This is a genomic window from Lentzea kentuckyensis, assembly GCF_002150765.1.
GTDB classification, from domain to species: Bacteria; Actinomycetota; Actinomycetes; order Mycobacteriales; family Pseudonocardiaceae; genus Lentzea; species Lentzea kentuckyensis.
Genome location: NZ_MUYM01000102.1, coordinates 49,359 through 73,369, shown reverse-complemented (window position 1 = coordinate 73,369; position 24,011 = coordinate 49,359). Strand labels below are relative to the sequence as shown.

At 67.9% G+C, this 24,011-nt stretch carries 26 protein-coding genes; 17 read left to right on the top strand and 9 right to left on the bottom strand.

Going from position 1 to position 24,011, the window contains the following annotated elements; translation table 11 throughout:
- Nucleotides 1–223 precede the first annotated feature (223 nt).
- Together B0F77_RS38205 and B0F77_RS38200 are read left to right on the top strand one after the other, a co-directional pair.
- On the top strand, nt 224–1,261 hold the full coding sequence (locus tag B0F77_RS38205) for an NAD(P)/FAD-dependent oxidoreductase (protein WP_086667927.1): 1,038 nt from the start codon (nt 224–226) through the stop codon (nt 1,259–1,261).
- Between the two features lie 212 nt (nt 1,262–1,473).
- Nucleotides 1,474–2,481, top strand: coding sequence for an NmrA family NAD(P)-binding protein (locus B0F77_RS38200; protein WP_211294240.1), 1,008 nt, complete (start codon nt 1,474–1,476; stop codon nt 2,479–2,481).
- Nucleotides 2,482–2,693: 212 nt separating this feature from the next.
- Here B0F77_RS38200 and B0F77_RS38195 read toward each other — a convergent pair whose 3' ends face one another.
- Entirely contained in the window at nt 2,694–3,263 is a 570-nt protein-coding gene (locus B0F77_RS38195) for a sigma factor (RefSeq protein ID WP_245849186.1), read from the bottom strand.
- An 18-nt stretch (nt 3,264–3,281) separates the two neighbouring features.
- On the opposite strand from B0F77_RS38195, the gene B0F77_RS50200 reads away from it, so the two are divergent.
- Nucleotides 3,282–3,692 (top strand): hypothetical protein, encoded by a 411-nt coding sequence (locus B0F77_RS50200; RefSeq protein WP_169731040.1) that lies wholly within the window; start codon nt 3,282–3,284, stop codon nt 3,690–3,692.
- Here B0F77_RS50200 and B0F77_RS38190 read toward each other — a convergent pair.
- Both B0F77_RS38190 and B0F77_RS38185 read right to left on the bottom strand, forming a co-directional pair.
- Nucleotides 3,664–4,311 (bottom strand): fasciclin domain-containing protein, encoded by a 648-nt coding sequence (locus B0F77_RS38190; RefSeq protein WP_086667925.1) that lies wholly within the window; start codon nt 4,309–4,311, stop codon nt 3,664–3,666. The genes B0F77_RS50200 and B0F77_RS38190 overlap by 29 nt on opposite strands.
- Before the next feature lie 201 nt (nt 4,312–4,512).
- Nucleotides 4,513–6,012, bottom strand: coding sequence for a molybdopterin-dependent oxidoreductase (locus tag B0F77_RS38185; RefSeq protein ID WP_245849184.1), 1,500 nt, complete (start codon nt 6,010–6,012; stop codon nt 4,513–4,515).
- Nucleotides 6,013–6,154: 142 nt separating this feature from the next.
- On the opposite strand from B0F77_RS38185, the gene B0F77_RS50195 reads away from it, so the two are divergent.
- The 7 genes from B0F77_RS50195 to B0F77_RS38155 all read left to right on the top strand — a co-directional run bounded on the left by B0F77_RS50195 (nt 6,155) and on the right by B0F77_RS38155 (nt 12,290).
- Entirely contained in the window at nt 6,155–7,132 is a 978-nt protein-coding gene (locus B0F77_RS50195) for an NsdA family TPR-like regulatory protein (protein ID WP_483868453.1), read from the top strand.
- Nucleotides 7,133–7,167: 35 nt separating this feature from the next.
- Nucleotides 7,168–7,326 (top strand): sigma factor-like helix-turn-helix DNA-binding protein, encoded by a 159-nt coding sequence (locus B0F77_RS50190; protein WP_245849180.1) that lies wholly within the window; start codon nt 7,168–7,170, stop codon nt 7,324–7,326.
- A 58-nt stretch (nt 7,327–7,384) separates the two neighbouring features.
- A complete protein-coding gene (locus tag B0F77_RS38175; protein WP_211294239.1) occupies nt 7,385–8,116 on the top strand; it encodes a GAF and ANTAR domain-containing protein in 732 nt (243 codons plus the stop codon).
- A 41-nt stretch (nt 8,117–8,157) separates the two neighbouring features.
- Nucleotides 8,158–8,919 (top strand): GAF and ANTAR domain-containing protein, encoded by a 762-nt coding sequence (locus tag B0F77_RS38170; protein ID WP_086667922.1) that lies wholly within the window; start codon nt 8,158–8,160, stop codon nt 8,917–8,919.
- Between the two features lie 437 nt (nt 8,920–9,356).
- Nucleotides 9,357–10,097 carry a GAF and ANTAR domain-containing protein gene (locus B0F77_RS38165; RefSeq protein ID WP_086667943.1) on the top strand — a complete coding sequence of 247 codons (741 nt, stop codon included), beginning with the start codon at nt 9,357–9,359 and terminating at the stop codon, nt 10,095–10,097.
- Between the two features lie 379 nt (nt 10,098–10,476).
- A complete protein-coding gene (locus B0F77_RS48245; protein ID WP_086667921.1) occupies nt 10,477–11,100 on the top strand; it encodes a hypothetical protein in 624 nt (207 codons plus the stop codon).
- A gap of 152 nt (nt 11,101–11,252) precedes the next feature.
- Nucleotides 11,253–12,290: a fatty acid desaturase family protein gene (locus B0F77_RS38155; RefSeq protein WP_245849179.1), complete on the top strand. Its 1,038-nt coding sequence runs from the start codon at nt 11,253–11,255 to the stop codon at nt 12,288–12,290.
- Here the strand turns inward: B0F77_RS38155 and B0F77_RS38150 are convergent, their stop codons facing one another.
- The 4 genes from B0F77_RS38150 to B0F77_RS49345 are packed head-to-tail and all read right to left on the bottom strand — an operon-like array spanning nt 12,291 to nt 14,021.
- Nucleotides 12,291–12,473 (bottom strand): hypothetical protein, encoded by a 183-nt coding sequence (locus B0F77_RS38150; protein WP_086667920.1) that lies wholly within the window; start codon nt 12,471–12,473, stop codon nt 12,291–12,293.
- 28 nt (nt 12,474–12,501) lie between these two features.
- Complete coding sequence (locus B0F77_RS51005; RefSeq protein WP_211294237.1) at nt 12,502–12,657, bottom strand: RGCVC family protein; 156 nt, start codon at nt 12,655–12,657, stop codon at nt 12,502–12,504.
- A complete protein-coding gene (locus tag B0F77_RS38145; RefSeq protein ID WP_086667919.1) occupies nt 12,650–13,786 on the bottom strand; it encodes a N(5)-(carboxyethyl)ornithine synthase in 1,137 nt (378 codons plus the stop codon). The genes B0F77_RS51005 and B0F77_RS38145 overlap by 8 nt, the downstream gene beginning before the upstream one ends.
- Nucleotides 13,787–13,841: 55 nt before the next feature.
- Nucleotides 13,842–14,021, bottom strand: coding sequence for a hypothetical protein (locus B0F77_RS49345; RefSeq protein WP_086667918.1), 180 nt, complete (start codon nt 14,019–14,021; stop codon nt 13,842–13,844).
- Between the two features lie 273 nt (nt 14,022–14,294).
- Between B0F77_RS49345 and B0F77_RS38135 the strand changes: the two genes are divergently transcribed.
- From B0F77_RS38135 to B0F77_RS38115, 5 genes are all read left to right on the top strand, one after another.
- Entirely contained in the window at nt 14,295–14,471 is a 177-nt protein-coding gene (locus B0F77_RS38135) for a CsbD family protein (RefSeq protein WP_086667917.1), read from the top strand.
- 195 nt (nt 14,472–14,666) lie between these two features.
- The gene (locus tag B0F77_RS38130) at nt 14,667–15,122 is read left to right on the top strand and encodes a DUF6292 family protein (protein WP_086667916.1); all 456 of its coding nucleotides are present in this window, start codon (nt 14,667–14,669) and stop codon (nt 15,120–15,122) included.
- A gap of 192 nt (nt 15,123–15,314) precedes the next feature.
- Nucleotides 15,315–16,208, top strand: coding sequence for a transglutaminase-like domain-containing protein (locus B0F77_RS38125; RefSeq protein ID WP_211294236.1), 894 nt, complete (start codon nt 15,315–15,317; stop codon nt 16,206–16,208).
- 520 nt (nt 16,209–16,728) lie between these two features.
- Nucleotides 16,729–17,514 (top strand): GAF and ANTAR domain-containing protein, encoded by a 786-nt coding sequence (locus tag B0F77_RS38120; RefSeq protein ID WP_086667915.1) that lies wholly within the window; start codon nt 16,729–16,731, stop codon nt 17,512–17,514.
- Between the two features lie 75 nt (nt 17,515–17,589).
- Complete coding sequence (locus tag B0F77_RS38115; protein WP_086667914.1) at nt 17,590–17,946, top strand: VOC family protein; 357 nt, start codon at nt 17,590–17,592, stop codon at nt 17,944–17,946.
- Nucleotides 17,947–17,964: 18 nt separating this feature from the next.
- On the opposite strand, the gene B0F77_RS38110 is transcribed toward B0F77_RS38115, so the two are convergent.
- Together B0F77_RS38110 and B0F77_RS38105 are read right to left on the bottom strand one after the other, a co-directional pair.
- A complete protein-coding gene (locus tag B0F77_RS38110) occupies nt 17,965–19,623 on the bottom strand; it encodes a methyltransferase (protein ID WP_086667913.1) in 1,659 nt (552 codons plus the stop codon).
- A gap of 20 nt (nt 19,624–19,643) precedes the next feature.
- Nucleotides 19,644–20,801 (bottom strand): 4-hydroxybenzoate 3-monooxygenase, encoded by a 1,158-nt coding sequence (locus B0F77_RS38105; protein WP_211294235.1) that lies wholly within the window; start codon nt 20,799–20,801, stop codon nt 19,644–19,646.
- A 210-nt stretch (nt 20,802–21,011) separates the two neighbouring features.
- Between B0F77_RS38105 and B0F77_RS38100 the strand changes: the two genes are divergently transcribed.
- Nucleotides 21,012–21,998 carry a fatty acid desaturase family protein gene (locus tag B0F77_RS38100; RefSeq protein ID WP_086667912.1) on the top strand — a complete coding sequence of 329 codons (987 nt, stop codon included), beginning with the start codon at nt 21,012–21,014 and terminating at the stop codon, nt 21,996–21,998.
- 107 nt (nt 21,999–22,105) lie between these two features.
- Nucleotides 22,106–23,980 (top strand): hypothetical protein, encoded by a 1,875-nt coding sequence (locus tag B0F77_RS38095; RefSeq protein WP_143467128.1) that lies wholly within the window; start codon nt 22,106–22,108, stop codon nt 23,978–23,980.
- Nucleotides 23,981–24,011: the final 31 nt, after the last annotated feature.

Genomic DNA, 24,011 nt, shown 5'->3' with positions numbered 1-24,011 from the left:
GCCCTCTTCCTCGACCCTGACCAGCCTGATCGTTGTTTTTGCGCCGGAACCACGGGCGGGCCCTATACGCAGAAGGTAAAGCCGACCCGCGTACTTGACAACTCAGTACAGAACCGCCTAGGTTTCTGACAGTTCAGTACACAACCATCCTGAGCTCGCCGGACCGGCTTGGTCCGGGCTTGCAGGACCGCGACGCCGCGAAGGCGGCTTGGAGGTTGAACCCATGACACAGGTGACCCAGCGACCGCCCTTTGGCGAGGACTTCTCGAGCGATGCACTGGCCGAGGGGGCCGTCGACGCGGTGGTGATCGGCGGAGGCGCCGCAGGGCTGAACGGTGCACTGATCCTCGCCCGCTCCCGCCGCTCGGTCGTCGTGATCGACAGCGGCTCCCCGCGCAACGCGCCCGCGGAGGCGGTGCACGGCTTCATCGTCTTCGACGGCACCCCGCCGTCCGAGATCCTTCGACGGGGCCGGGAGCAGGTGCGCCAGTACGGCGGACGCGTCGTCCACGGCGAGGTGGTCTCGGCCGAGCCTGCCGCCCCGTCGGCGGACGGGGACCTGCGGTTCACCGTCACCCTGGCCGACGGCCGCAGCATCACCGCTCGCCGCATCCTGGTGGCCACCGGCCTCACGGATCTGCTGCCTGAGGTGCCTGGGCTCGCCGAGCACTGGGGGCACAGTGTTGTGCACTGCCCGTACTGCCACGGCTGGGAGGTGCGTGATGAGCCCATCGGCGTCCTCGCCACCGGCCCGATCTCCATCAACCACGCGTTTCTGTTCCGTCAGCTGACCGAGGACCTGACCTACTTCACCCATGGCATTGACCTGGATGAGAACAGCCGCGCCCGCTTCGCCGCCCGCGGCATCCGCGTCATCGACACCCCGGTCACCGAGGTCGTCAACGACGAGAACGGTGACCTCGCCGGGGTCCGCCTGGCTGACGGCCAGGTCGTGGCTCGCCGCGTCCTCGCGATCGCCGCGCCGCTACAGGCCCGCGCCCAGGGCCTGGAAGGTCTGGGCCTGCCGGTGCAGGACCTGCCGAACATGGGCCGCAGTTTCGCCTCCGGCACGGCCGGCATCACCGAGGTGCCGGGTGTGTGGGTGGCCGGCAACGCCACCGATCTGGTCGCCCAGGTCGGGGCCTCCGCAGCGGCCGGCGCACTGGCCGGCGCCGACATCAACAGGATGCTGGCCATCGCGGACACCGACGCGGCCCTGCAAGGGATCGCCGAGGTAGGCCTAGAAGGGGCCACACGATGATCTTGAAGCCCTGAGATCTCAGCCCGCCACCGCTCGCCTCACCGTCGTCGGCGACGAAACCGACCTGTTTTCCCGCCTGGAAACCGACCAGTTTCCAGGCGGTTTCAGCCATGCCCAGCAAGCAAGCAGCAGGAGCGTCCCGCCGAGGTCAATGCCACACTCCTCGGCTTCCTGAACGGCCGACCCATCCCAACCAGATGAAGGACACGACAATGACGGAGCGCAATCCCATTCTGATCACCGGCGCCGGCGGCCAAGTCGGTGGCGTGAGCAGGGTGATGGTCGACATGCTGCTCGAACAGGGCCACCCGGTGCGCGCGTTCGTGCGACGGGACGACGAACGCGCGCAGTCGCTGCGCGAGGCCGGGGCCGAGGTCTTCGTCGGCGACCTGCTCAAACTCGCGGACGTGGCCGCCGCGCTGAAGGGTGTCCGGCGCATCTACTTCAGCATGAGCCCGCAGCCGTACTACACCGATGCCCTCACCTTGATGGCCGCCGCGGCGCGAGCCCAGGGCGACATCGAGGCCTTCGTGAACATGTCCAACTACGAGCAGTCGTACATGACGCTCGAGAAGATGACCACACCGGATGAGGAGCGGCGTTCCTGGCTCGGCGGACTGGTCACGGACTGGTCACCGCAGCAGCGGGCACACTGGGTCTGCGAGCGGGTGCTGGACTGGTCCGGCATTCCGACCGTGAACGTGCGTGCGACCCTGTTCGCCGAGACCCCCGTCCTGACCTGGATGCCACTGGGCCCGCTGAGCAACGGTGAACTGCGCCTGCCCTTCGGCAACCAGCGGCTCGCGCCCATCGCCGTTCACGACCTGGCAGAGGCGTGCGTGAAGATGCTGGTCGACCCCGCACCGCACATCTCGAAGTCCTACGCGCTCACCGGCCCGGAGCTGAAGGACATGTACGGGTTCGCTGAGGACTACGCAGCCGTGCTGGGACGCCAGGTCACCTACATGCCTGAGGAAGTGGAGGCCTGGAACGAGGCCTTCATTGACGAGGCCGTCCTGCAGGAGACCCTGGGCGATCCGGCTGCGGCCCGACATGTGGCGGCGCACCTGAGGATTCAGACCAGGCTGATCGCCGGCGGGCGGTACGACGTCGTCACCGACCAACTGGAAACCCTGCTCGGGCGCCCACCTCGGACCATGCGGTGGGCGCTGCAGAACAACACTCGCCTGCCCGAACTGGCGGCTGCCCCGAACCACTGAGCGCTCCGGAGCAGAACATGACGCCACACCGGAGTCCTCAGCGGGCGGATCTTTTCTGTTCCGTCAGCTGACCGAGGACCTGACCTACTTCACCCACGTTGGTGCCGTGCCGTTTGCCAGCTGTTGCGCCGAAGAGGGGAGCGCCCGTGCAGTCTCCACATCGACTCGTGGTCATCACCCGATCCAGGCCACCGACGCCTACGACAACCATGTCACCGTAGTGATGTTCGCTTCAGCACCGCCCAGTGCCGAACGTCGGCCAGTCGGGCGAGATCGAGCACTCGATGTTCCCGCTCGGCCTCGTCCACCTTCTGCAGCGGCGAGAAGACGCGCTCAAGGCGGGACTGTACGTCGCCGCCACGAACCAGGGTCCTCGTGCGGCACACGAGGCCGCCCAGCCGTAAGACGGCAGGCCCGAAAATGCCCAAGGACTTCCGTGCTACGGCGCTTGAGCGCGCTGTCGGGCGACAGTTGGCCGGGTGGCGCAACGAGCGGGAGCTCAGCCTCGCCGAGGCAGGCGAACGCGTGGGATTCAGCAGCGCCAAGCTGTCCATGAGCGTGCTCAGGCACTGGCGCACCTGCCATTGCTCGAACCGCACGGCCGCCTGCTCGCTGACGTCGTCGAACGGCCGGTCAGTCTCGCGCCGTGCCACCTGCATCTCACGGTCGGCGGCGGTCTGCGCCGAGCGCACCCGGTCGACGGCGCGGCGGTGCGTGATCGTCATGACCCAGGTGGACGGGCTGCCCAGCGAGGAGTCGTAGCGACTTGCCTTGCGCCACACCTCGAGCTGCTGCCGCTCGTGCTGGACTTCGCCCCGGTCACCTCGCTGGGCGACTTCGGCTCGACCATCTCCGACCTGGACCTCGGCCAGCAGCTCGACCTGATGAGCACGCTGCAGAACACCGCCGGCCAGCAGATCGACGACAACACGGTCCTCGGCGCCGTCTCCGGCCTGACTGCCGCGGTGCACGGCGTCACCAACGGCTTCGACGGCGTGCTCAACGATCTCGACCTGGTCTCTGACCCCAGCTGTGTTCGGAAAGGCCGCCCCGACCGCGCTCCGGGGCGGCCTTTCGGCGCGAGCCCGACTGCGGCGAACAGGCGGCCGGCAGACGTGAAAACTCCGGAAACCGCGCACACAGCGCGGTTCCCGGAGTCGCGGTACTGCTGCCCTGGAGATGTCAGGCGGGCATCAGCACCGAGTCGATGAGGTAGACGGTGGCGTTGGCGGTGTGCACGCCGCCGCAGATCACGTTGGCGTCGTTGACCTTCAGCGCGTCCTTGGAACCGCTGACCTTCACCGTGCCGGTCTGCACGGTCTTCTGGTCACCGGCGATCTTGTCGGGCGAGATCTGGCCGGGGACGACGTGGTAAGTCAGGATCTTGGTCAGCAGCGCGTCGTCGGTCTTGAGCTTCTCGATCGTCGCGGCGTCGATCTTCGCGAACGCCGAGTCGACCGGCGCGAAGACCGTGAACTCGGCGCCGTTGAGCGTCGAGACCAGGTTCACCTTCGGGTTCAGCTTGCCGGACACCGCGCTCACGAGCGTGGTGAGCAGCGGGTTGTTGCTCGCGGCGACGGCGACCGGGTCGGCGGCCATGCCCGACACGGAACCGGCACCGGACGGGACCTGCTTCGCGTAGTCGGCACAGCCGGGACCGACGAGATCCTTGGCCGGGTCGGCCATCGCGGCGGACGACGTCGTCGTCGGGGTGGGCGCGGCGCTGGAGTTGTTGCTGCCGGCCATGTCACCCGCGCCGCACGCCGCGCCGAAGAGGGCGAGCGAGGCGGCGCCGACGGCCAGGACGGTGTTGCGAACGGTCTTGTTCATGACGAGACATCTCCAAGGAGTGTTCGGGCGGTTGCTACAGGTGATTCGCCACCCCTCGACGAGCGGATGGGTGTGGTTATCGACCTGTTACCAACAGATCTGCGGATCACGCGTGACCAGCGAAGAGGTCCACCGAAGAACAAATGTCCACAGTGGATGGGCCACTGTCTGATATGGACAGTGTTGGGCGAAGAGGTACGCCTAGCCTGCCACCGAGGTGAAGACCATCGAGTGCCAGCCCGTCGCCCCGTCGGGGACGGGAGCCGCGCGCTCGTTGGTCTGGGTGTCACCCTTCCGATTGGTGGCACGGCATTCCACGGTGTGGTTGCCCTCTTTCAGGTCCAGCTCGATGCGCCACATCCGCCAGGTGTCGATGTTGACCTCGGTGGCGAGCGTCGCCTCCTGCCACGGCCCTCCGTCCACGCGCACCTCCACGCGATCGATGCCGACGTGCTGGGCCCAGGCGATGCCCGCCACGACGAACTTGCCCGCCGGCACCCGTTCGAAGGACTTCGGCCGGTCGATGCGGGACATGACCTTGACCGGCGCCTTCTTCCCCCAGCCGCGCTGCGCCCAGTACGGGTCGAACGCGTCGAAGGTGGTGAGCTCGGCGTCCACCAGCCATTTCGTCGCCGAGACGTATCCGTAAAGACCAGGCACGACCATGCGCACGGGGAAACCCCGCTCCAGCGGCAACGGCTCACCGTTCATCCCGATGGCGAGCATCGCGTTCGAGCCCGGCGCCATGATCGACTCGACCGGGGTACCGCACGTCCAGCCGTCCACGCTGCGCGTCGCGAGCTGGTCGGCACCAGGACGAATGCCCGCGTCCCGCAACAGGTCGGGCAGGGAGACGCCGATGAAGTTCGACGTCGAGATGTACGGGCCGCCGACCTCGTTCGACACGCACACCAACGTGATCGTCTTCTCCTCCAACGGACGCCGCAGCAAGTCGTCGTAGGTCAGCACCATCTCGTTGTCCACCATGCCGTGTACCCGCAGCCGCCAGTCCTCCGCCCTCAGGCGCGGCACGCTCAGCGCGGTGTCGACGCGGTAGAACTTGTCGTTCGGAGTCAGGAACGGCGGGGTGCCCTCACGGGAGAAGTCAGCGCTGAACGGAATCTCCGGCGCTTTCACCCTGGGGCGCAACGTGATTCCACGCCGGGAAGCCTCGACGTCCACGCGGCCGGCGAGCAACTGCCCGCCCACCGCCGCAACACCGGCCCCTGCGGCGATCGCGGCGGTCGACAACAGGAACCTCCGCCGTCCGGGCACCTCGGCAGGCGCCTGCGACCACAACCAGCGAAATACCAGAACACCGACCACGAGACTGGCCAATGGTGCGACCACCGACCACGCCGTCGTTGTCGGCCTGGTGAGCACTGCGGCGGCTCCAAGCAGGCCAAGCGCACCGGCGAGAGCCATACCCGGCCACGGACTGCGCCGCGATACCAACCCCGCCACCACACCGAGCGCGGCGAGCACAACGGCCATGCCGCCCAGCAGCACCAGCTTGTCGTTCTCACCGAACGTGCGGACCGCGAAATCCTTGAGCTGGTGAGGTGTCAGGTCGATGGCGGTGTTGCCGACCGCGAGGAACGGCGACGCCAGCGGGCTCACCAGTCCGGCGACGAGGTGTCCCGCCGCCAAGGCCGCGGCCACCGACACCAGGCCGATGAGGATGGATCGTGTTGCCTTCACACCTGTGGTTCGGAGCCGACCACGCCACAGATTGGACAGCGGAGAAAGTCAACACCAGTTCAACGGCTGGAAGCTGATCAGCTGACCGGGAACTGCGCGTGCACTAGTATCGGGAACTGTCCGACCGCCCCGGACCCCGGCGGTGCCACTCAGCATCCACCCACGGTCTGAGGTGCGGTCTGCCATGATCGGGCTATCCGATGTCGCGCGCCTGGAGGAGAGCACCCGCGCGTTGCGCGAGATGGACTACCTCAAAGGCGGCGAGAGCTGTCTCGACGATGTCCGGTTGCGGGTCCGCGGAAGTCTTCCGCTGCTCACCTCACCCGCGTCCGAACAGGTGCGGCAGAGGCTTTACGTCGCCATGGCGGACCTGCGGAACCTGGCGGGCTGGGTGTGCTTCGACGCCGGTCTGGTCAACTCCGCGTACAACCACTTCTGCCACGCCCTGGTGCTCGCGGGGCTTGCCCGCGCGGATGGGCTGACCGCCAACGTGTGTTACCGGCTCGGCCGGGTGTTCCTGCACCACGGACACTTCGATGAGGCGTTGCGGTACTTCGACGTCGGGCGGCTCGCGGCATCCCGGTCCAGCGATGGCCTAGCCGCCAGCATCCTGTCGGTCAACACTGCCTGGGTGTGCGCCAAGAAGGGCGCGGAGCATGATGCCCGCACCTTGCTCGACCGCGGTCAGGAGCAGTTCGCTGCCACGAACCGCACCGGCGTGGCGGGCTGGGCGGAGTTCTTCACCGAGGCGGATCTGTCCGGACTGGCCGGAGCCGTGCACGCGGACCTCGCCTGCACCACGGGTCGGCAGTACGCACAGAGCGCCATTCCGTTGCTCACCACGGCGATCGACGGATACGGCGAGGGCATGGTCCGCAGTCGGACGCTCAGCCTGATCCTGCTGTCCACCAGCCATCTGATCGAAGGGGATGTGGAAGCCGGCGTGGACACCGGTCTGCGTGCGCTCGCGACGTCGGAGACCGTTGGGTCAGCCCGCATTCGCGATCGTTTACGCCCGCTCGCGTCGCACGCCCGCAAGCACCGGGACCACACCTCCGCACAGGCGCTCGCCGACCGCATCGACGCGGGTGCCGACACCCCCGGGCCGCCGGCGCCGTGAGTGGTTCGCCCGGACCCGGCCCGTGGTGCCTGGCGGTGCTCACCGACGAGCAACGCGCGGTGCTGGCGTTGCGCGTCGTGCACGGGCTGTCCGCCGAGCAGGCGGCACTGGTGCTGGGCTCCAGTCCGGCGGCGGTCCGCCTGGTGCAGCACCAGGCGCTCGAAGTACTGCGGGCGGTGATCACGCGGCGGTGACCCCTCCCGGCATGAACTGCTTCACGTGGGATGCTTTTCGCAACGGAAGGCGGAGTCGGTGAGCGGTGAGCGACTGGCCAAGCTCCTGGCGTACCTCGCCGACGATGCGGCGGCCCGCGGCGTCACGACTTCCAGCGAGGCGGTGTGCGAGGCGTGCATCATGCTGATCGGGGTGAGCGGCGCCCAGCTGACGCTGATGAACGGCACGGGCCGGGGTGAGTCCCGCTATTCGACCAACGAGATCGGCAGCCAGCTCGAGAACCTGCGGTTCACCCTGGGCGAAGGACCGTGTGAGGACGCGGTCCGATCCGGGGTGCCGGTGCTGGCGGGACAGCTGGACTCCTGGGAGAACCATCAGAGGTGGCCTCTGTTCGCACCGGCCGCGATCGCCACCGGCGCGCGAGCTGTGTTCGTGTTCCCCTTGCGCAGCGGTGCGATCCGTGTCGGTGCGCTCGCGCTGCACCGGACGAGCCCAGGGCCGCTGACCTCGGAACAAGTGCACGACGCGCACATCATCGCCGATCTCACCATGTCCCTGCTGCTGGATGAGTTGACTCGTCTGCACCTCGCCTCCGAGGTTCCTCCAGCCGACGGGATGCCGCTCAGCCGTGCCGAGGTGCACCAGGCCACCGGGATGCTGTCCGTCCAGCTGGGGGTGAGCATGGACGAGGCACTGGTGCGACTGCGCGCACACGCGTTCGCTCATGACCAGTCGGTCGTCGATGTCTCGCGCGACATCGTCGCCCGGCGACTGCGACTGAGTCCGGAGGCCCGGTCTGATCTCGAGTGATCACTCCTCCGTCCGGCGATCGATCAACAGAGGTGGCGCCCATGTCCCTGGAGAATCTGGCCGAAACGTTCGTCGAGCTGGCCGACACGCTGATCGCCGACTTCGACCCGGTCGAGTTCATGCACCTTCTGGCGGACCGCTGCGTCACCACGCTGGAGGTGGACGCCGCCGGCATTCTGCTCGTCGACCACCACGGTGAGCTGCAGGTGGTCGGCGCCTCCAGCGACCGTGCCCGGTTGCTCGAACTCTTCGAACTCCAGCACCGGCAGGGTCCGTGCATGGAGTGCTACCTCACCAGCGCACCGGTGACAGTCGCCAGTTTCGCCGAGGCCCCGCAACGGTGGCCCGAGTTCTCCTCGGCGGCGAGGGGTGCCGGGTTCAGCGCCCTGCACGCACTGCCGATGCGGTTGCGGGAACAGACCATTGGCGCGTTGAACCTGTTCACCGTCGCGCCGGGAGCACTCCACGAGCCGATGCTCAGGGTCGCGCAGGCCATGGCGGACGTCGCCACGATCGGCCTGCTCCAGGCCCAGGTCATCAGTCACCGCGACCTGCTCGCCGAGCAGCTGCAGAACGCGTTGCAGAGCAGGGTGCTCATCGAACAGGCGAAGGGGGTGCTCGCCGAACGCATGCAGAGCGACATGAGCCAGGCGTTCGACGCCTTGCGCCGGTACTCGAGGACCCACGGCAAGCACCTCAGCAAGGTGGCTGAAGGTGTCATAGCCGGAACGATCGACATGGCGGCACTCATGGCGACCGAGAACACCGGTCATGGCGATGGATCACGAAGGGAGCAGCCGTAGCCGGGGAGTGACGAGTCGTGGAGGTGCCCGCAGCTCCCACACCTGGCGATCTCGCCCAGCCGAACAATACGACTGGTTGAGGTTTCACCGAGTACGACCTGAACTGATCACTCAGGCGCGAGATGTTCTCGGCAAAATCGACACCACACACTTTCCAGCATGATCTACCGGGTCGACAGCGAATATTTTCAGCCGTCGCCCGCCCATCGCCGCTGGTAGCCGACACCTCGACCGAAGGTCTCCCCGTTCGGCCGTTCAGTCCAGAAATTATCGGCCGCTTCGGGACGACCACCGGATCAGGCATCGAAAAATGAGCAGAACAATTTCATCCAGGCCGACATTGGACTACGCTGGACAAAAGCCTCTCTCAGGTGGCGAGCGATGTGGTCGAGCGCGGAGTGATGTTCACCGTCAAGGACGAGTGAGGGGTGGCGCTGGTGTCGGACCAACGGGTGGCACAAACCTTCGCAGAGCTGGCCGACACGCTCGTGGAGCGGTTCGACGGCATCGAGTTCCTCCACGTGCTGGCCGAACGTTGTGTCGAGCTGCTGACCGTGGACGCGGCGGGAATCCTCCTGGCCGACGACCGGGGTGTGCTCAAGCTGGTGGCCACGGCCAGCGAGATCGCGCGCCCGCTGGAGCAGTTCCAGCTCGGCGACGAGGACGGGCCGTCCGAGGAGTGTTTCCGCTCTGGGCAGACCGTGCGGTGCCCCGACCTGCGCGCGGAACCCCAGCGGTGGCCGGGGTTCGGCACAGCGGCGGCAGGACTCGGGTTCGGAGCGGTCGACGCGGTGCCCATGCGACTTCGGGAGGAAGTCATCGGTTCGTTGAACCTGTTCCGCACTTCACCCGGCCCTCTGCCTGAGCGGTCGGACGCACTGGCGCAGTCGTTCGCGAACGTCGCGACGATCAGCCTTCTGCAGGTGCGGGCCGTGCGGCAGAACCAGATGCTCGCCGATCAGCTGCAGACCGCGCTGGCGAGCCGCGTCGAGATCGAGCAGGCGAAGGGCGTACTGACCGAACGCCTGCAGATCGATGTCGCGGATGCCTTCTCCCTCATGAGGAACTACGCCCGCAACTCCGGCCAGCTGCTGGCCGAAGTCGCCCAGCAGGTCAACGCCAGATCACCGGAGGTCGCCGGGCTGACGAGGGTCAGCCGGCCGAGGCCCCGCTGGTAGCTCCCGGCACGTCAGCGCGCGGGCGAGATCGGGGTGGAGGTCGAACACGGCGTCCACATCCCCGGCCAGGTCGTTCGACAAGGGCTTCTGGGCGATTCCCGGGATCTGGCCGAGGTGTGTCATGAGCCCTCCCTGGTCGGACCGCGCCGGGGTCCAGGGCAGCTGACTTGGACGCTACTCCTGCGTCGAGCAATGCGGAATCGTTGCCCGGAAACAATTCCGACCTCTCACTCCGAGTTACTCCACAATGGACGATTGCCACCCGGATGCCCGTGCGGCGAGGCGAGCGCGGGCGTAGCGTGCAGACATCGACGAATCAGCGAGCAGCGAGCATCCCCTCACGAACTCGACCAGGGTCACCCGGAGGATCCGGGCCGGCGTGGCCGTGATGGCGGGGGTTCTCCTGCTCCTCGCGGTCACCCTGGTGGTGGTGCTGGGCGTCTCGGAGGCGGGCGCGGCGTTGCTGGGTGTGCTGGGGTGGCTGGTCGCACTGGCGGCGCGCCTGCCTGTGCTGGCGTCGGCGGGCCGGCTGCATGCGCTCAGGCGGCGCGACACCATCCTCGCGGTGACATCGGGGACCACCGATGAGGTGGTCCGGGTCCTGCTCGTGCTGGTCGTCGTCAGCGGAGCCGGATCGGCGCTCTGGGCGGGTTTCGGCTGGACGTTGGCAGGGCTCACGTTCGCCGGATCCACCCGGCTGGCCCAGTTCAGCTGGCCCGTCGGACGACAGGCGGCCGAACAACTGAGGTCGCAGGGCGGGTTCGTCAGCACACATCCCGTGCATGGTGGCGTTCGCGCGGTCACCAGCGCTTCGTTCCACCTCGGCGCGACCCTTCTCCTGACCGCCGGACCGTGGTGGGCGCTGGTGACCGCGGCCGCGCACGCCGTGGTCAACGTCGCGTTCGCCCGGTGGGCGCGGCACCGGCTGGTTCCGGTCGAACTTCTCGCCGCCGTCGTCGGCGCGGCACTCCTCCTCGCCGGACTGGTGACGTCCGGCGGGTGACGAGAACGTCCCAACACCCGTTTGACCTTGCTCCAAGGGGTTTGTGACCGACGTGGAGGGGAATGCCGACCAATGGCGCTGTGAACAGCACTGCCGCACCGATGACCCCGGACCCCGGCGTCGGAGACCGATACCGGAGGTATGCGCGCACTGTGAGCACCACGACTCAGCCAGATTCGAACGACACGGCGGAACGCTTACCCGGCAGCGACTTCGCACGTCTGACCAGAGAGCTCAAGGACGCCGGACTGCTGGACCGCCGGCGCGGCTACTACCTGGCGCGGATGACGATCAACGGGCTGCTGCTCGGCGCGATCGCGGTCGCGTTCGCGTTGCTGGGCGACTCCTGGTGGCAGGCGCTGACGGCGGTCGCCCTGGCCGTGGCCTCGACGCAGCTGGCGTTCATCGGACACGACGCCGGTCACCGCCAGATCTTTCGCAGCCACCGCAACAACAACGCGGTCGGGCACCTGCACGGCAGCCTCACCGGCATCAGCTACCAGTGGTGGGTCGTCAAGCACAACCGGCACCACGCCAACCCCAACCACGAGGACCACGATCCGGACATCGAGATCCACGCCCTCGCGTTCAGCCGTGCGCAGGCTTTGCGGAAACGCGGCTTCTACAGCTGGGTCACCAAGAACCAGGCGTTCCTGTTCTTCCCGCTGCTGCTCGCGGAGGCCGCCGTGCTGCGCATCTCCGGCCTCGTCGCCCTGTGCCGCAACGAACTGCGCAATCCGTGGCGGGAAGCCGCGCTCCAGATCGTGCCGGTGGCCGGGTACCTGGTCGCGGTGTTCCTCGTGCTGTCGCCGGTGAAGGCGATCGTCTTCATCGCCGTGCACCAAGGTCTGATGGGTGTCTACCTGGGCTGCTCGTTCGCGCCGAACCACAAGGGCATGCCGATCATCGCCGAGGGCCGGCGCCTCGACCACCTCCACAAGCAGGTGCTGACCTCCCGCAACGTCACCGGCGGCCGGTGGGTCGACGCCCTGCTCGGCGGCCTCAACCACCAGATCGAGCACCACCTCTACCCGCACATGCCCCGCCCGAACCTGCGGTACGCGCAGCCTCTCGTCGAGGACTTCTGCGCCAGGTACGGCATTCCCTACAGCAAAACCACCCTGTGCCGCTCCTACGCCCAGGTGCTGCGCCATCTGCACGACGCCGGGTCACCCCTGCGCCACCCGTGATCAGTCACCGTCGCGGCGGGGCGGCCGCAGGGCCACCGGTGCGGCCGAGTCGAGATCTACCAGGCGGAGCCGGAAGACCCGCAGGTCTATGTCCAGTGCGGCGGCCGCGTCGTCGACCGCCCATGGCCGCAGCGTCAGTCGCTCGGTGGTCAACCCGGTGGTCTTCCACGTCGATGTGCTCATGCTCGCCTTCCTGTACCGCAGCCGACGGTCACGGGCAGATACAACTTCGGGTCAGTGCGGCGGCGGTGGTCGCGGCGCAGAAACGGACGCCGAGAGGATCGTGCTCGTACCACTGGTGAGGGCACACGGCGCAGAGGTGAGCGTCGGCATTGTCTGCCACGGCGGGCCGTCTCGGCTCAGACATGGGCATGCGGGTACTCCGATGAACGGTGTTGGAAAGAGAGGATGCGGCGGTTCTGCACGACGCCGTCGCGGATCTCGATGGCGCGCCGGATGACGTCGCTGGTGTCCCAGGCTCCACTGAGGACGGAGCGCAGGTGCGGGAGCAGTGCTTCGCTGATCTCCCAGGTCGCCGAGTTCCACAGGTAGGACGGACTGTGGTCCACCCCGTAGTAGCGGACGTTGTCACCGACCAGGAAGGACGGCTCGGCGAACGTGGTGGGGCGGGCCCAGGTGAACCCCATCCCCCTGTCACAGGACACGTCGACGATGAGCGTTCCCGGGGACAACGTGGCCAGGTCGTCCTGAACGAGGAACATCAGCGGCTCGTCCGGGTTCTGGAGCACGCAGTTGACGATGATGTCGTGCTTCGCGAGGAATCCCGCCAGGGAGACGCGCCCGGCGTCGGTGAACGCGTGACTGCGCCGCGGATCGGCGTCGTCGTGGTCGAAGTGGACCATCCGCGCCGAGTGGATCGGCGAGCCGACCGCCGTGACACCCCGATTGGTCAGAATGTTGACTTCGTGCACCCCGTGCGCTTTGAGAGCCGTCACGGCACCTCGTGCAGTGGCACCGAAACCGATCACGGCGGCGTTCAGTCTCCGCCCGTAGTCACCGGTAGAGCCGGCGATCTGCAGTGCGTGCAGTACCGAGCAGTAGCCGGCGAGTTCGTTGTTCTTGTGGAAGACGTGCAGACCGAACGAACCGTCGGCGGTCCAGTGGTTCATCGCCTCGAGGGCGATCACGGTCAGCCGTCGCTCGATGGCCAACTGAGTGAGCTTCGTGTCCTGCACGCAGTGCGGCCAGCCCCACAGCACCTGCCCTTCCCGCAGCTCTTCGACGTCTTGCGCGAGAGGCTTGGGCAGCAGGATGACATCACACGCCTCGATCAACTCCTGGCGTGAGCGCATCCCCGCGACCGATGCGGCGAGCTGCTCGTCGGAGATGCCGAAGCGGTCGCCGTAACCGTGTTCGAGGTAGATGCGGGCCCGCAGGTCCGCGTCGATCCGGTCGACGTGCAGCGGGTGGATCGGAAGCCGGAACTCGTTCTCCTTGCGTGACAGTGCGATGACGCCGAGGCTGAGCTGATCCACGAGGGTCTCTCTGATCGATGGGGGTACGACCGCGATCGCCGGAACGACCAGAGCGTCACCAGGAACGCTTGGCCGGAGCCACGAGCGAAGGCACTTGGATGGCAGGGTCGGTCGACAACGGTCGCCAGCCGCCGCTGAGGTACCCGGCGGACATCGCATCTGATTTCAGCGGCAACTTCAGACCGTGCGACACAATCGGCGCCGTAGTGGTGGTGCAGAGCAGATCCGAGATCATCTCGGCGCTCCTGCCTCCAGCCGAACCGGCCGGATTTCTTGATACGCCCAAGGCGACATCAGCTTGAACGCCGATGCGCGACATACCCTCGGTGACCTCACCATACGCTGTTCAGGAGTTTCTCGGGCGAGGCGGGATCCGGCCGACTGCCAACAGAGCCACCCACATCTCCGATCGAGCCAAATGCTCACCCGCTGCGCGGTTGAGGTCCGTCTGAGGGGGCATCCGGAGACAGACGCCGCACCTGAGATTCGGGTGTCGGGGAAGGACCACATGGGCACCGACGACAAGCTCGACGCCAAGGCCGACCAGCTCAAGGGCAAGGTCAAGGAAGGCGTCGGCGACGCGACCGACGACAAGAGCATGGAAACCGAGGGCAAGGTCGACCAGGCGAAGGGTCACCTGAGTGAGTCGGCCGAGAAGGTCAAGGACGCCTTCAAGAAGGACTGAACGGCTCACCGCTCTCCCCAGGAGCACGCACCGCCGCGGTGCGTGCTCCTGGGCGCGTGCGGTGCTCTTTCACGGCTGCGAGCGGCTACAGTGAACGCGCAGGCCGTTGATCGGCTCATTCACTCGCTTCGTCAGCTCCGCGGTCCGCGCGTCGCCCGCCGTGGCTCCGCAGCGATCTGAGAAGACGGAGTCCGCATGGCAGTGACCGCCCCCATCGGTGATGATCGGATCCTGGGCGGCCGGGACGCCACGTCCGAGGGCACGCACCTGCTGGCAGGCGCCCTCGAACGCTATGTGGGGAAGGTCGCCGAGGCTCTCGGCGTGCCGCGCGACGGCATCAGTTTCGAGGTCACCGACACCGCGACGGCCTACATCGCACTCGGCGGCCGCGCTGTGGCTCACCCGGATCGTGACGTCATGCTCGTCTGGAGCGCGACGCAGGGCTGGGCGGTGTCGATCGAGACCGGTCCCGCCGAGCCTCGGATCGTGCTCGCCCGCTCGACCGGTGACATCGTGCAGGCGCCGGAGGCCGTGGCACGTCTGGTGGCCGAATCCCTGGGACGCGTCGGTGCCCGCGAGGCCTCGGTGACGGGGCCGCCGCCGATGGGGTGGTCGGACCTCGCCGAGTGCATGGAGCGTTACGCGCCCTAGAACTGGTGGACGGCATTTCGGTTGATCACGCTCGAACGCGTGTAGTGTCGGTTTGCCGAGAGCCTCTCGCACCTGGGCACTCAAGCTCACGTCGCACTCGGCGAAACCTGAACCGGTCGTCTTTCGGGCCGGAGATGGGAGTCCCGGCATGACGTCGGCTCCTCACCATTCCATGGCCCCGATGGGTCCATTGTGGACTTTCTTGGCGCGGGTGCGTTGAACTCGCGCCACTACGGCACTGGCGCGACGCGACTGACGTGGGGCACCCGACTGCTCCGCGTCGGTTGTGCGTTCACCTATCGCGCCGAAGTGCCCACGCCGGCGGTGTTCCTCGTGCGCCCGCTGTGGAGCGCGGACTTGCGGCTGAGCCAGGAGCATCTGGACGTGAAGCCGGACGTCCCGATGCGGCATTACCTCGACCTGTACGGCAATCGGAACACGCGGATCGTGCTTCCTGCTGGTCTGTCCACAGTGCACTACAGCGCGTGGGTCGACGTGCCGGACAGGACGGAGGACGTGGACGACTCCATGCCGGAGACGCTGCCCGACGGCCTTCCGGACGACGTGCTGCTGTACACACTGCCCAGCAGGTACTGCGTGTCCGACGTGCTGGGCGACGAGGCATGGTCCAGGTTCGGCGCTCATCCGCCCGGTTACGACCGGGTGCGCGAGATCTGCAGGCACGTCCACGAGACGCTGAGCTTCGGCTACGGCACCTCCACCGCGTTGTCGACCGCCGCCGACGTCAACGCCGCGGGTTTCGGTGTCTGCCGTGACTTCACGCATCTGGCGATCTCGTTCTGCCGCGCTCTCAACATTCCGGCCCGGTACGTCTTCGGCTACCTGCCGGATCTGGACGTGCCGCCCGACGGTGCCCCGATGGACTTCGCGGCGTGGATGGAGGTCTGGCTGGGCGACCGCTGGTGGACCTTCGACCCGCGCAACAACGAGCCCCGCAAGGGCCGCGTCGTCGTCGGCAGGGGCCGTGACGCCGCCGACGTCGCGATGGTCACCACGTTCGGCGGCCCGGTGCTCGAGTCGATGGTCGTTCAAGCCGAAGAGGACCTGGCCCCGTCCTGGCGCTGAGCGGGTTCCGCCCGCGCGCACCGGAGTCCGGTCTCGCCCACCATCCACTGTGGAATCAAATTCGCTGCGCCGGAACGCGGGCAGCCTGGGTGAGCCGGACGTGGCCTCAGTGCTCTGAGGAAACTCGCTGGGCCGGTACCGGCTCCTGGAACAGGTTCGTCCAGGACGGCTGTTCGGGCTCAGGCGAACTGGATGTCGCAACTGGGTCGTGCGTTTCAGGGTGGCTGAACAGCTGGTTCGCCGAATTCAGGGTCACTGGATACTTTCCGTTCGAGGACAGGGGCAAAGAAGCGTTTCTCATGGTGACAACTTTCTTCGCGTACCGTGCGTGGTCGTCGCTGATGGCGCGGAACCGGAGTGACTGCACGGCGCGTGGCTGACGGGGGACGCGAAACGCGTCGACCCCAAGCTTGAGACTACACGTTCTGACCGGTTGCGCTCCCCCAGCCGTATTATCCGTTGAACGTGCGTCGAGCAGCTGGCGCCGTGGGTTCCACCCGACGGCGAAGGAGTGCCCGGCATGGCCGACGACACGCGAACGTTCTCATCATCCCATCAGTCGCTCAACGGTGATCGTCCCGACGTTCTGGAGCGCCTCGACGAGGCCGCCGACGCGCTGGAGGTGTTGCGTGACGCGCTCTCCGGCGAGGAATCGCTCGACGATGCGTTGCAACGCCTGGCGGAGACCGCGACGAAGGCGATCCCCGACGCCGACGCGGTGACCGTCTCCGTGATGACACTGCAGCAGCCGCGCACCGCGGCCTCCACGGACCACCTTCTCGTCGACGTCGACGAGAAGCAGTACAGCGCCGATCGCGGCCCGTGCCTGCAGTCCGCGCGCACGCTGCAGGCGGTCCGCGCGGTCGTCGGCGAGCACCGCGAGGAGTGGCCGGAGTTCGAAGCCGCGGCGGCGGAACACGACATTCGCGCGTACCTGTCGGTCCCCGTGATCCTGCCCGCCACCGGCCGGACCCAGGCGGAACACGTCGGTTCGCTCAACATCTACAGCCACACCGCGGCGGCGTTCGACCCGTTCGACGAGGGCCTCATGCGCCTGTTCACCACGGCGGCCTCCGCCACGATCAGCAGCGCCCAACGATGGCAACGCTCCCGCGAGCACATCCAGCAGCTCGAGCGAGCGCTGGTGTCACGAGCCGTCATCGATCAGGCCAAGGGCATCCTGATGGCCGTGAACAAGTGCACACCGGACGAGGCCTTCGCGATGCTCGTGGAGCGGTCGCAGTACGAGAACGTGAAACTGCGCGACGTCGCCAAGAACCTGCTCGACTCGGTGATGCGTTCCTGACCTGGCTGATGAGCTCGTCCACCTCCGCGTCGATCAGGACAGCCGTTGTCCGCATGCGGTGCCACGCTCCCGCGCATGATCGGACGTTGGCACGGCCTGGTGATCGACTGCCCTGACCCGCGGGGCCTCGCGAAGTTCTACGAGAAGTTGCTCGGGATGGTCCGGGTGCAGGACGAACCCGGCTGGGTCGTCATCGGAGACGCCCCCGACCGCTCCGGCGTGGCGTTCGCGCGGGTCGAGCACTGGCAACCGCCGAAGTGGCCGGAGGAGTCGGCGACCATGCACTTCGACGTGCGTGTCGACGACCTCGGCGTGGCCGGTGAGAAGGTGCTGGCGCTGGGCGCGACACGGCTCGAAGGCGGGAGCGACGTGTTCCACGTCTACGCGGACCCCGCCGGGCATCCGTTCTGCCTGGTCTCGTGGCAGGACTGAGACCAGGCAGCACGAACCTCAGCGGCGCCGGGCTCGCATCACGTGCGCGTCCAGTGGCAGGGCGCGGGTTTCGACCAGTTCGAAGCCCGCTTCCGCCAGCAGGGCGCTGTAGTGCGACTCGGTGCGTTCGCGGCCGCCCGTGTTGCAGAGCATGTGGATGTCCCACGGGATGGCGAGGGAGTCCACGTCACCGGCCTCGGGCAGCAGGCGCTCGATCACCAGCAGCTCGGCGTGCGCGGGCATGTTCCGCGCGCACGTCGCCAGGATCGTGCGGCACTGCTGGTCGTCCCAGTCGTGCAACACGCGGGACAGCAGGTAGATGTCGCCGGTGGCGGGGACGGAACGGGTGAAGTCACCGGGAACCAGGGTGACGCGGCCGGCCAGCTCGGCGAGCCGGGGCTCGGCGGAGGCGAGGGCGTTCGGGAGGTCCAGGAGCACGCCGTGCAGCGACGGGTTGGCGTGCAGGACGCGGGACAGCAGCTCGCCGTTGCCGCCGGCCACGTCCACGACGGTGCGGGCGCCCGAGAAGTCGATGACCTTGGTGACGCCGGTGAACATGGCGTTGCTCGCGGCCATGGAGCCGTGGAACAGCTCGGACAGCGCCGGGTCGCCGGCCATGTGCGCGAAGTGGTGGGCGCCGAACGCCTTGGCGTAGGACTCCTCGCCGCTGCGGATGGCCTCGGTGAGCTCGGCGAACGAACGGTAGAACGGGCCGCCGTACATCAGGGCGAGCGGGCGCATCGAACCCGTCAGGTCCGAGCGCAGCAGTTCGCCGAGGTCGGTCAGGCTGTGCCGTTCGCCGGACGTGTGGACGACGCCGAGCGCGGTGAGGTAGCGCAGAAGCCTTGCCAGGCTTTGGGGTTCGGTGCCGGTGACGCGGGCCAGCGCCGTCAGGTCGGGCACCGTCGCGAGGTGGTCGAGGAGCCTCAGCTCGGCCGCGGTCGCGATGGCCTGCGTGGCCCACGCGCCGGTCAGCAGGCGCAGCAGTTCGGTGCCGGCGCACGACTCGCGCTGGTGGGTGGCCTGCAGCTGCGGGAACCGGCCGCTGGCGATCAGCTCCAGGCGGCGGAACGCCGGGTCGGCGCAGTGCGCGTCGCGGAAGTAGAGCACGGTGTTGTTCTCGTAGCCGTTGTAACCGCCGCCGTCCGGCCGCATCACACCGGTGATCATCGTGCGCAAACCGCGCAGCAGCACCGGATCCGGGCGGCGGACGGCCAGGGCGACGTGGTTCTCGCGTTCGTGCCGGCGTTCGTCCTCGGCGATGTGCGCGAGCGACGGCGGCGTCACCATCACGAAGATCTCCAGTTCGCACGGCCAGCCGTTGCGGTCGGAGACGGGGGCGCGCAGGATGCCGACCTTCAGGTCCGCGACGGGCACCGAGTATCTGGTGCTCAACCGTTCTCGCACCACCACGCTGGGTGTCATCGTGCCGACCTCGATGCCGTGCCGCACGAGTTCGTCCGCGAGGCCCACGAGGGTTTCCGGGAAGATCAGCAACGCCACGTGGTCGAGGCTCGCGTGCCGCGTCACGGCCGCGCGCTGCTCGTCGTCCAGTGCCGGCACCGCGTTCGCGAGCGCCGAGTGGGTGTCGTGCGCGCCCAGCAGGGCCATCGCCGCGGTGAGGCGGTCGAGGTCGGCCTCGGCGAGGACCGGCGTGCGTGTTTGGGTCGAGATCATGGTGATGTTGTTCCTAGAGCTCAGATGCCGACGTAGTGCTCGGCGAAGAAGTTCTGGTGGGCGCGGCAGTCGCGCAGGCTGTCGAGCCGGGCGCGTCGCAGTGCGCGGTGGAAGTCGTCGTCCGGGCTGTGCAGGAGATCGATCATCCAGCGCGAGAACTCCTGCGCCCGCCAGACGCGGGGCAGGCAGGTGGACGAGTACGAGGTCAGCGCTTGCTCGTCGGCACGGGTGATGGCGTCGACGAGGGCGCGGGAGAGCACTTCGGCCTCCATGATCGCCAGATTGGCGCCCTTGGCGGCGGACGGGCTGATCAGGCTGGCCGCGTCACCGACGAGGAACAGCCTGTCGTGCTGGATCGGGTCGACGACCTCGGACCGCAGGCGCACGATCCGGCGTTCGCTGATCGGGCCCTGTTTGAGCTGCCCGAACTCATCGGTGCGCATCCGGGTGTCCAGTGCGGCCCAGATCCGTTCGTCCGTCCAGGTCTCCGGGTCGTCGCCGGGAGTGACCTGGAGGTAGTACCGCGTCACCTCGGGGCTGCGCGCCATGTGGCCCGCGAACCCGTCGTCGTGGATGGCGTAGGTGACCGCGGCCATGCTCTGCGGGGCCTCCGCGAGCACGGCCAGCCAGCTGATGCCGTGGTCCTGGGTGTGCCGCCTGCCAAAATCTTCAGGAACGGCCGTGCGGGTGATCCCGTTGCTCCCGTCGCACCCGGCGAGGAACCGGCCGGTGACCTCTCCCGAACCGTTCGCGTCCCGGTAACGGATCGTCGCGGTGTGCGGATCGACGTCGGTGACGGTGACGCCGAACCTGATGTCCCCGCCCCGGTCCAGGTACTCGGCGATCAGGTCGGTGACGAGGTCCTGCTGCGGGTAGACGGTGTGCACCTCGCCCCTGCCGAGCAGGGAGTAGTCCAGCTCGAACTCGCCGTCCGCACCGCGGAACGCGCAGATGCCGTGCGAACGTCCTTTGTGGAGCATCCCGGCGCCGAGACCGTGCTGCGAAAGCACCCTGGCGCTGTTCGGACCGAGGAACCCCGCCCTCGCCCTGGTCTGCACCTGCTCCCGGCTCGCCCGCTCGACGATGAGGGTGTCGATCCCCTCGGCGCGTAACAGGTTGCCCAAGACGAGCCCCGCCGGCCCCGCGCCCGCGATGAGCACGGTCGTGTGGTCGACCACGACTTCTGGTCCTCTCTACGGATCGAGCCCGCGTCCGGGCGGGCTCATGCGGCAGCACTGGACCTCACCGGCCCTGGCGCGTGCGAGCGGCTCGCCGGAGATGTGGATCATGATCACTCCATCGTGTCGGAGCCGGGCCGACGCGCGCGGTTCGCGGCGACTTCATCACGCGTGCATTGCCATGTGGAGGGGATCTGGCATTCTGCGCGAATGGTGCTTCGGCAGGCGAGCGACTTCGCCCAGCTTTCCGTCCTGATCAAGCAGGCCGGTCTGCTCGAACGGCGACGCGGGTACTACTACTTCCGCGTCGGGGTGAACCTCGCGGCCTACGCGGGGGCGTGGGTGGCGTTCGCGCTGCTCGGTGACTCGTGGTGGCAGCTCGCGGTGGCGGTCGCGCTGGCGGTGATGACCACGCAGCTCGCGTTCATCGGCCACGACGCCGGCCACAAGCAGATCTTCGCGTCCCGCAAGTGGAACGAGATCTTCGGTTACGTGCACAGCGGAATCGTCGGGGTCAGCTACGACTGGTGGGTCAGCAAGCACAACCGCCACCACGCGAACCCGAACCACGAGGACGAGGACCCGGACGTCGACATCACGGTGCTGGCGTTCACGCAGAAGCAGAGCGTGGCCAAGCGCGGCCCACTGCGGTGGATCGCGGCACGCCAGGCGTACCTGTTCTTCCCGTTGTTGCTGCTCGAAGGCTATGCGCTGCACTGGCATTCGATCAGGCACTCCGGCCGCGAGCGGTACCTGATGATCGCGAACGTCCTGGTGTACCTCGGCGTGGTGTTCTGGGTGCTCTCCCCCGTCTACGCCGTCGCGTTCGTCCTGGTCCACCAGTGCGTGTTCGGCCTCTACATGGGGTGCTCGTTCGCCCCCAACCACAAGGGCATGCCGGTGCTCTCGGCCGGGCACACGCTCGACTTCCTGCGCAAGCAGGTGCTCACGTCACGCAACGTGCGCGGCGGCTGGTTCGTGGACTTCCTGCTCGGCGGGCTGAACTACCAGATCGAGCACCACCTGTTCCCGAGCATGCCGCGGCCGCACCTGCGGCACGCACAGGTGATCGTGAGCGAGTTCTGCACGCAGCGCGGGATCTCCTACGCGCAGTGCGGGCTGTTCCGCTCGTACGGGTACGTGCTGCAGCACCTGCACGAGGCAGCGGCGCCGTTGCGCGCCAAGGCCACCGTCTGACCTCAGGCAGCGATTGTCCGAAAGTGGACAAAGGATCGTCAAAACGCTCGTCCACGGCGCGCGGCACTGGTTTCCTCGGGTTCTAGAGCGATCTGGGGGAACTTCATATGCGCAAACATCTCTTTGGCGTGCTCTCCGCAGGGGTGGCGTTGTCACTCGTGGTGGGCGGCCAGTCCGCCGCCGAGCCGTCGCCGCAGGTCAGCCAGCCCGATCCGATGCTGGCCTTCCTGCCGGCCGAGGCCCAGGTCGACTGGGCCGCGGTGCACCGCAACCGGGAGTCGCGCAAGCAGTCACGCGTGGCCGGTAAGGCGAAGACCGCGGGCCAGCCGTTGACGTACAGCGAGAAGGAAGCCGCCGGCACGCAGGGCGGCAACGACACGCCGACCTCGGCCGAGCACGTGGCCGGGTTCGGCACCGGCCGGGGCAAGAACCCGAAGCTCACGCTCACCGGTGATCTCGCGAGCGACCCCACGATCCCGGTGGTGCCGCCGTTCGCCGAGGTCAACGACGCGATCCCGCTCGGCAGCGACACCGGCGTGCCCGCGCGTGGCAAGGCCGTGCGCACCAGCGGCACGATCGGTGACGGCCCGTACGGCAGCGCGGGCGACGGCTCCGGCGACCACGACTTCTACAAGCTCACCGGCGGCACGACCGGGCTGTTCGCGACCGTCGAGACGAACACGCCGACCGGTGACCTGGACACGCTGCTCGCCGCGTACGACGAGACCGGCCAGCTGATGGGCCAGCACGACAACCTCTCCGGCAGCACCGACAGCAGGCTGCAGGTCTACGTACCGCCGGGCGCGAACTCCTACGTCATGGTCGCCGCGTCCGGCCCCGGCGGGCTCCCGAGCGACCCGATGACGCCGGGCACCGGCAAGCGGGTCCTCACCGAGGGCCCGTACGACCTGACCATCGCGACCGGCGACGGCCAGGGCGACAGCGACCACTTCTCCGTCGACCTGAAGGCGGGTGACGTGCTCGGCGCTTCGGCGGCGGGCAAGGCGACCAGGGTCGTCATCCACGACCCGGCCGGACGCGAGGTCTTCGGTTCGTCGCAGGACTTCAGCTTCCTGTACGCCGAGAACTCCCCGATGCCCGCCGGTGGCAACGCCGTCGCGGACTTCGTGGCGCCCAAGGACGGCCGCTACACCGTCGGCGTCGAGAACGGCGAGGGCCGCTACGACGTCACCGTCGAGGCCTACCGTCCCGGCTCGGAGCTCAACCAGCGGCCCGAGGTGCTGACGATCTTCCTCGACTTCAACGGCGCACGGGTCAACACCCGGATCTTCGGGGTCGACCCGGCCGGCAACCGCGACCTCTCACCGCTCAGGAAGTTCCTGCCCGGCTGGGGTCTCACCGACGCCGACGAGAACGCGGTGATCGACAACGTGGTCGCGACCGTGCGCGAGAACATCGAGCACGACCTCGCCGCGAACGGCACCAACCGGCGGTTCGCCGTGCGCGTCCTCAACAGCCGCGACCACGCCGACCCGTGGGGACAGCCGAACGTCAGCAGGGTGGTCGTCGGCGGTTCGATCGCCGAGTCCGGCATCCAGACCGTCGGCATCGCGCAGTCGATCGACGCGGGCAACTTCGGCAAGGAGGAGACCGCGCTGGTGCTGCTGGACGTTCTCAGCCTGCCCGCCGGCCAGTCCCGCACCTCCCTGAACACCTACCTCACCCCGGCCAGCGCCAAGATCCCGTTCATCGGCCGGGCGATCGGCAACATCACCGCCCACGAGGCAGGGCACATGTCCGGCAGCTGGCACCAGGACCAGTTCAACGCACTGGACAGCATCATGGACCAGGGCGGCAACCCGAAGGGCATGTTCGGGGTCGGACCGGACGGCATCGGCGGCACCGCGGACGACATCGACGTCGACTTCCAGGAGGACGTCCTCAACCCCAACGAGGGTTTCAGCGGGATCGAGGACTCCCTCAACCGCACGGCGTGGGCGTACACCCGAGGTGCGAACTGACGGTCTGATTCCCGCCAGCACCCCGGCGAGC

Excerpts from the sequence above, each read along its gene's own strand:
- B0F77_RS38100 (WP_086667912.1), top strand. The coding sequence starts at position 21,012 with ATGGTGCTTCGGCAGGCGAGCGACTTCGCCCAGCTTTCCGTCCTGATC.
- B0F77_RS38120 (WP_086667915.1), top strand. The coding sequence starts at position 16,729 with ATGGCCGACGACACGCGAACGTTCTCATCATCCCATCAGTCGCTCAAC.
- B0F77_RS38095 (WP_143467128.1), top strand. The coding sequence starts at position 22,106 with ATGCGCAAACATCTCTTTGGCGTGCTCTCCGCAGGGGTGGCGTTGTCA.
- B0F77_RS38170 (WP_086667922.1), top strand. The coding sequence starts at position 8,158 with ATGTCCCTGGAGAATCTGGCCGAAACGTTCGTCGAGCTGGCCGACACG.
- B0F77_RS49345 (WP_086667918.1), bottom strand. The coding sequence starts at position 14,021 with ATGATCTCGGATCTGCTCTGCACCACCACTACGGCGCCGATTGTGTCG.
- B0F77_RS38205 (WP_086667927.1), top strand. The coding sequence starts at position 224 with ATGACACAGGTGACCCAGCGACCGCCCTTTGGCGAGGACTTCTCGAGC.
- B0F77_RS38110 (WP_086667913.1), bottom strand. The coding sequence starts at position 19,623 with ATGATCTCGACCCAAACACGCACGCCGGTCCTCGCCGAGGCCGACCTC.
- B0F77_RS38200 (WP_211294240.1), top strand. The coding sequence starts at position 1,474 with ATGACGGAGCGCAATCCCATTCTGATCACCGGCGCCGGCGGCCAAGTC.
- B0F77_RS38130 (WP_086667916.1), top strand. The coding sequence starts at position 14,667 with ATGGCAGTGACCGCCCCCATCGGTGATGATCGGATCCTGGGCGGCCGG.
- B0F77_RS51005 (WP_211294237.1), bottom strand. The coding sequence starts at position 12,657 with ATGTCTGAGCCGAGACGGCCCGCCGTGGCAGACAATGCCGACGCTCAC.
- B0F77_RS38135 (WP_086667917.1), top strand. The coding sequence starts at position 14,295 with ATGGGCACCGACGACAAGCTCGACGCCAAGGCCGACCAGCTCAAGGGC.
- B0F77_RS38115 (WP_086667914.1), top strand. The coding sequence starts at position 17,590 with ATGATCGGACGTTGGCACGGCCTGGTGATCGACTGCCCTGACCCGCGG.
- B0F77_RS38190 (WP_086667925.1), bottom strand. The coding sequence starts at position 4,311 with ATGAACAAGACCGTTCGCAACACCGTCCTGGCCGTCGGCGCCGCCTCG.
- B0F77_RS38150 (WP_086667920.1), bottom strand. The coding sequence starts at position 12,473 with ATGAGCACATCGACGTGGAAGACCACCGGGTTGACCACCGAGCGACTG.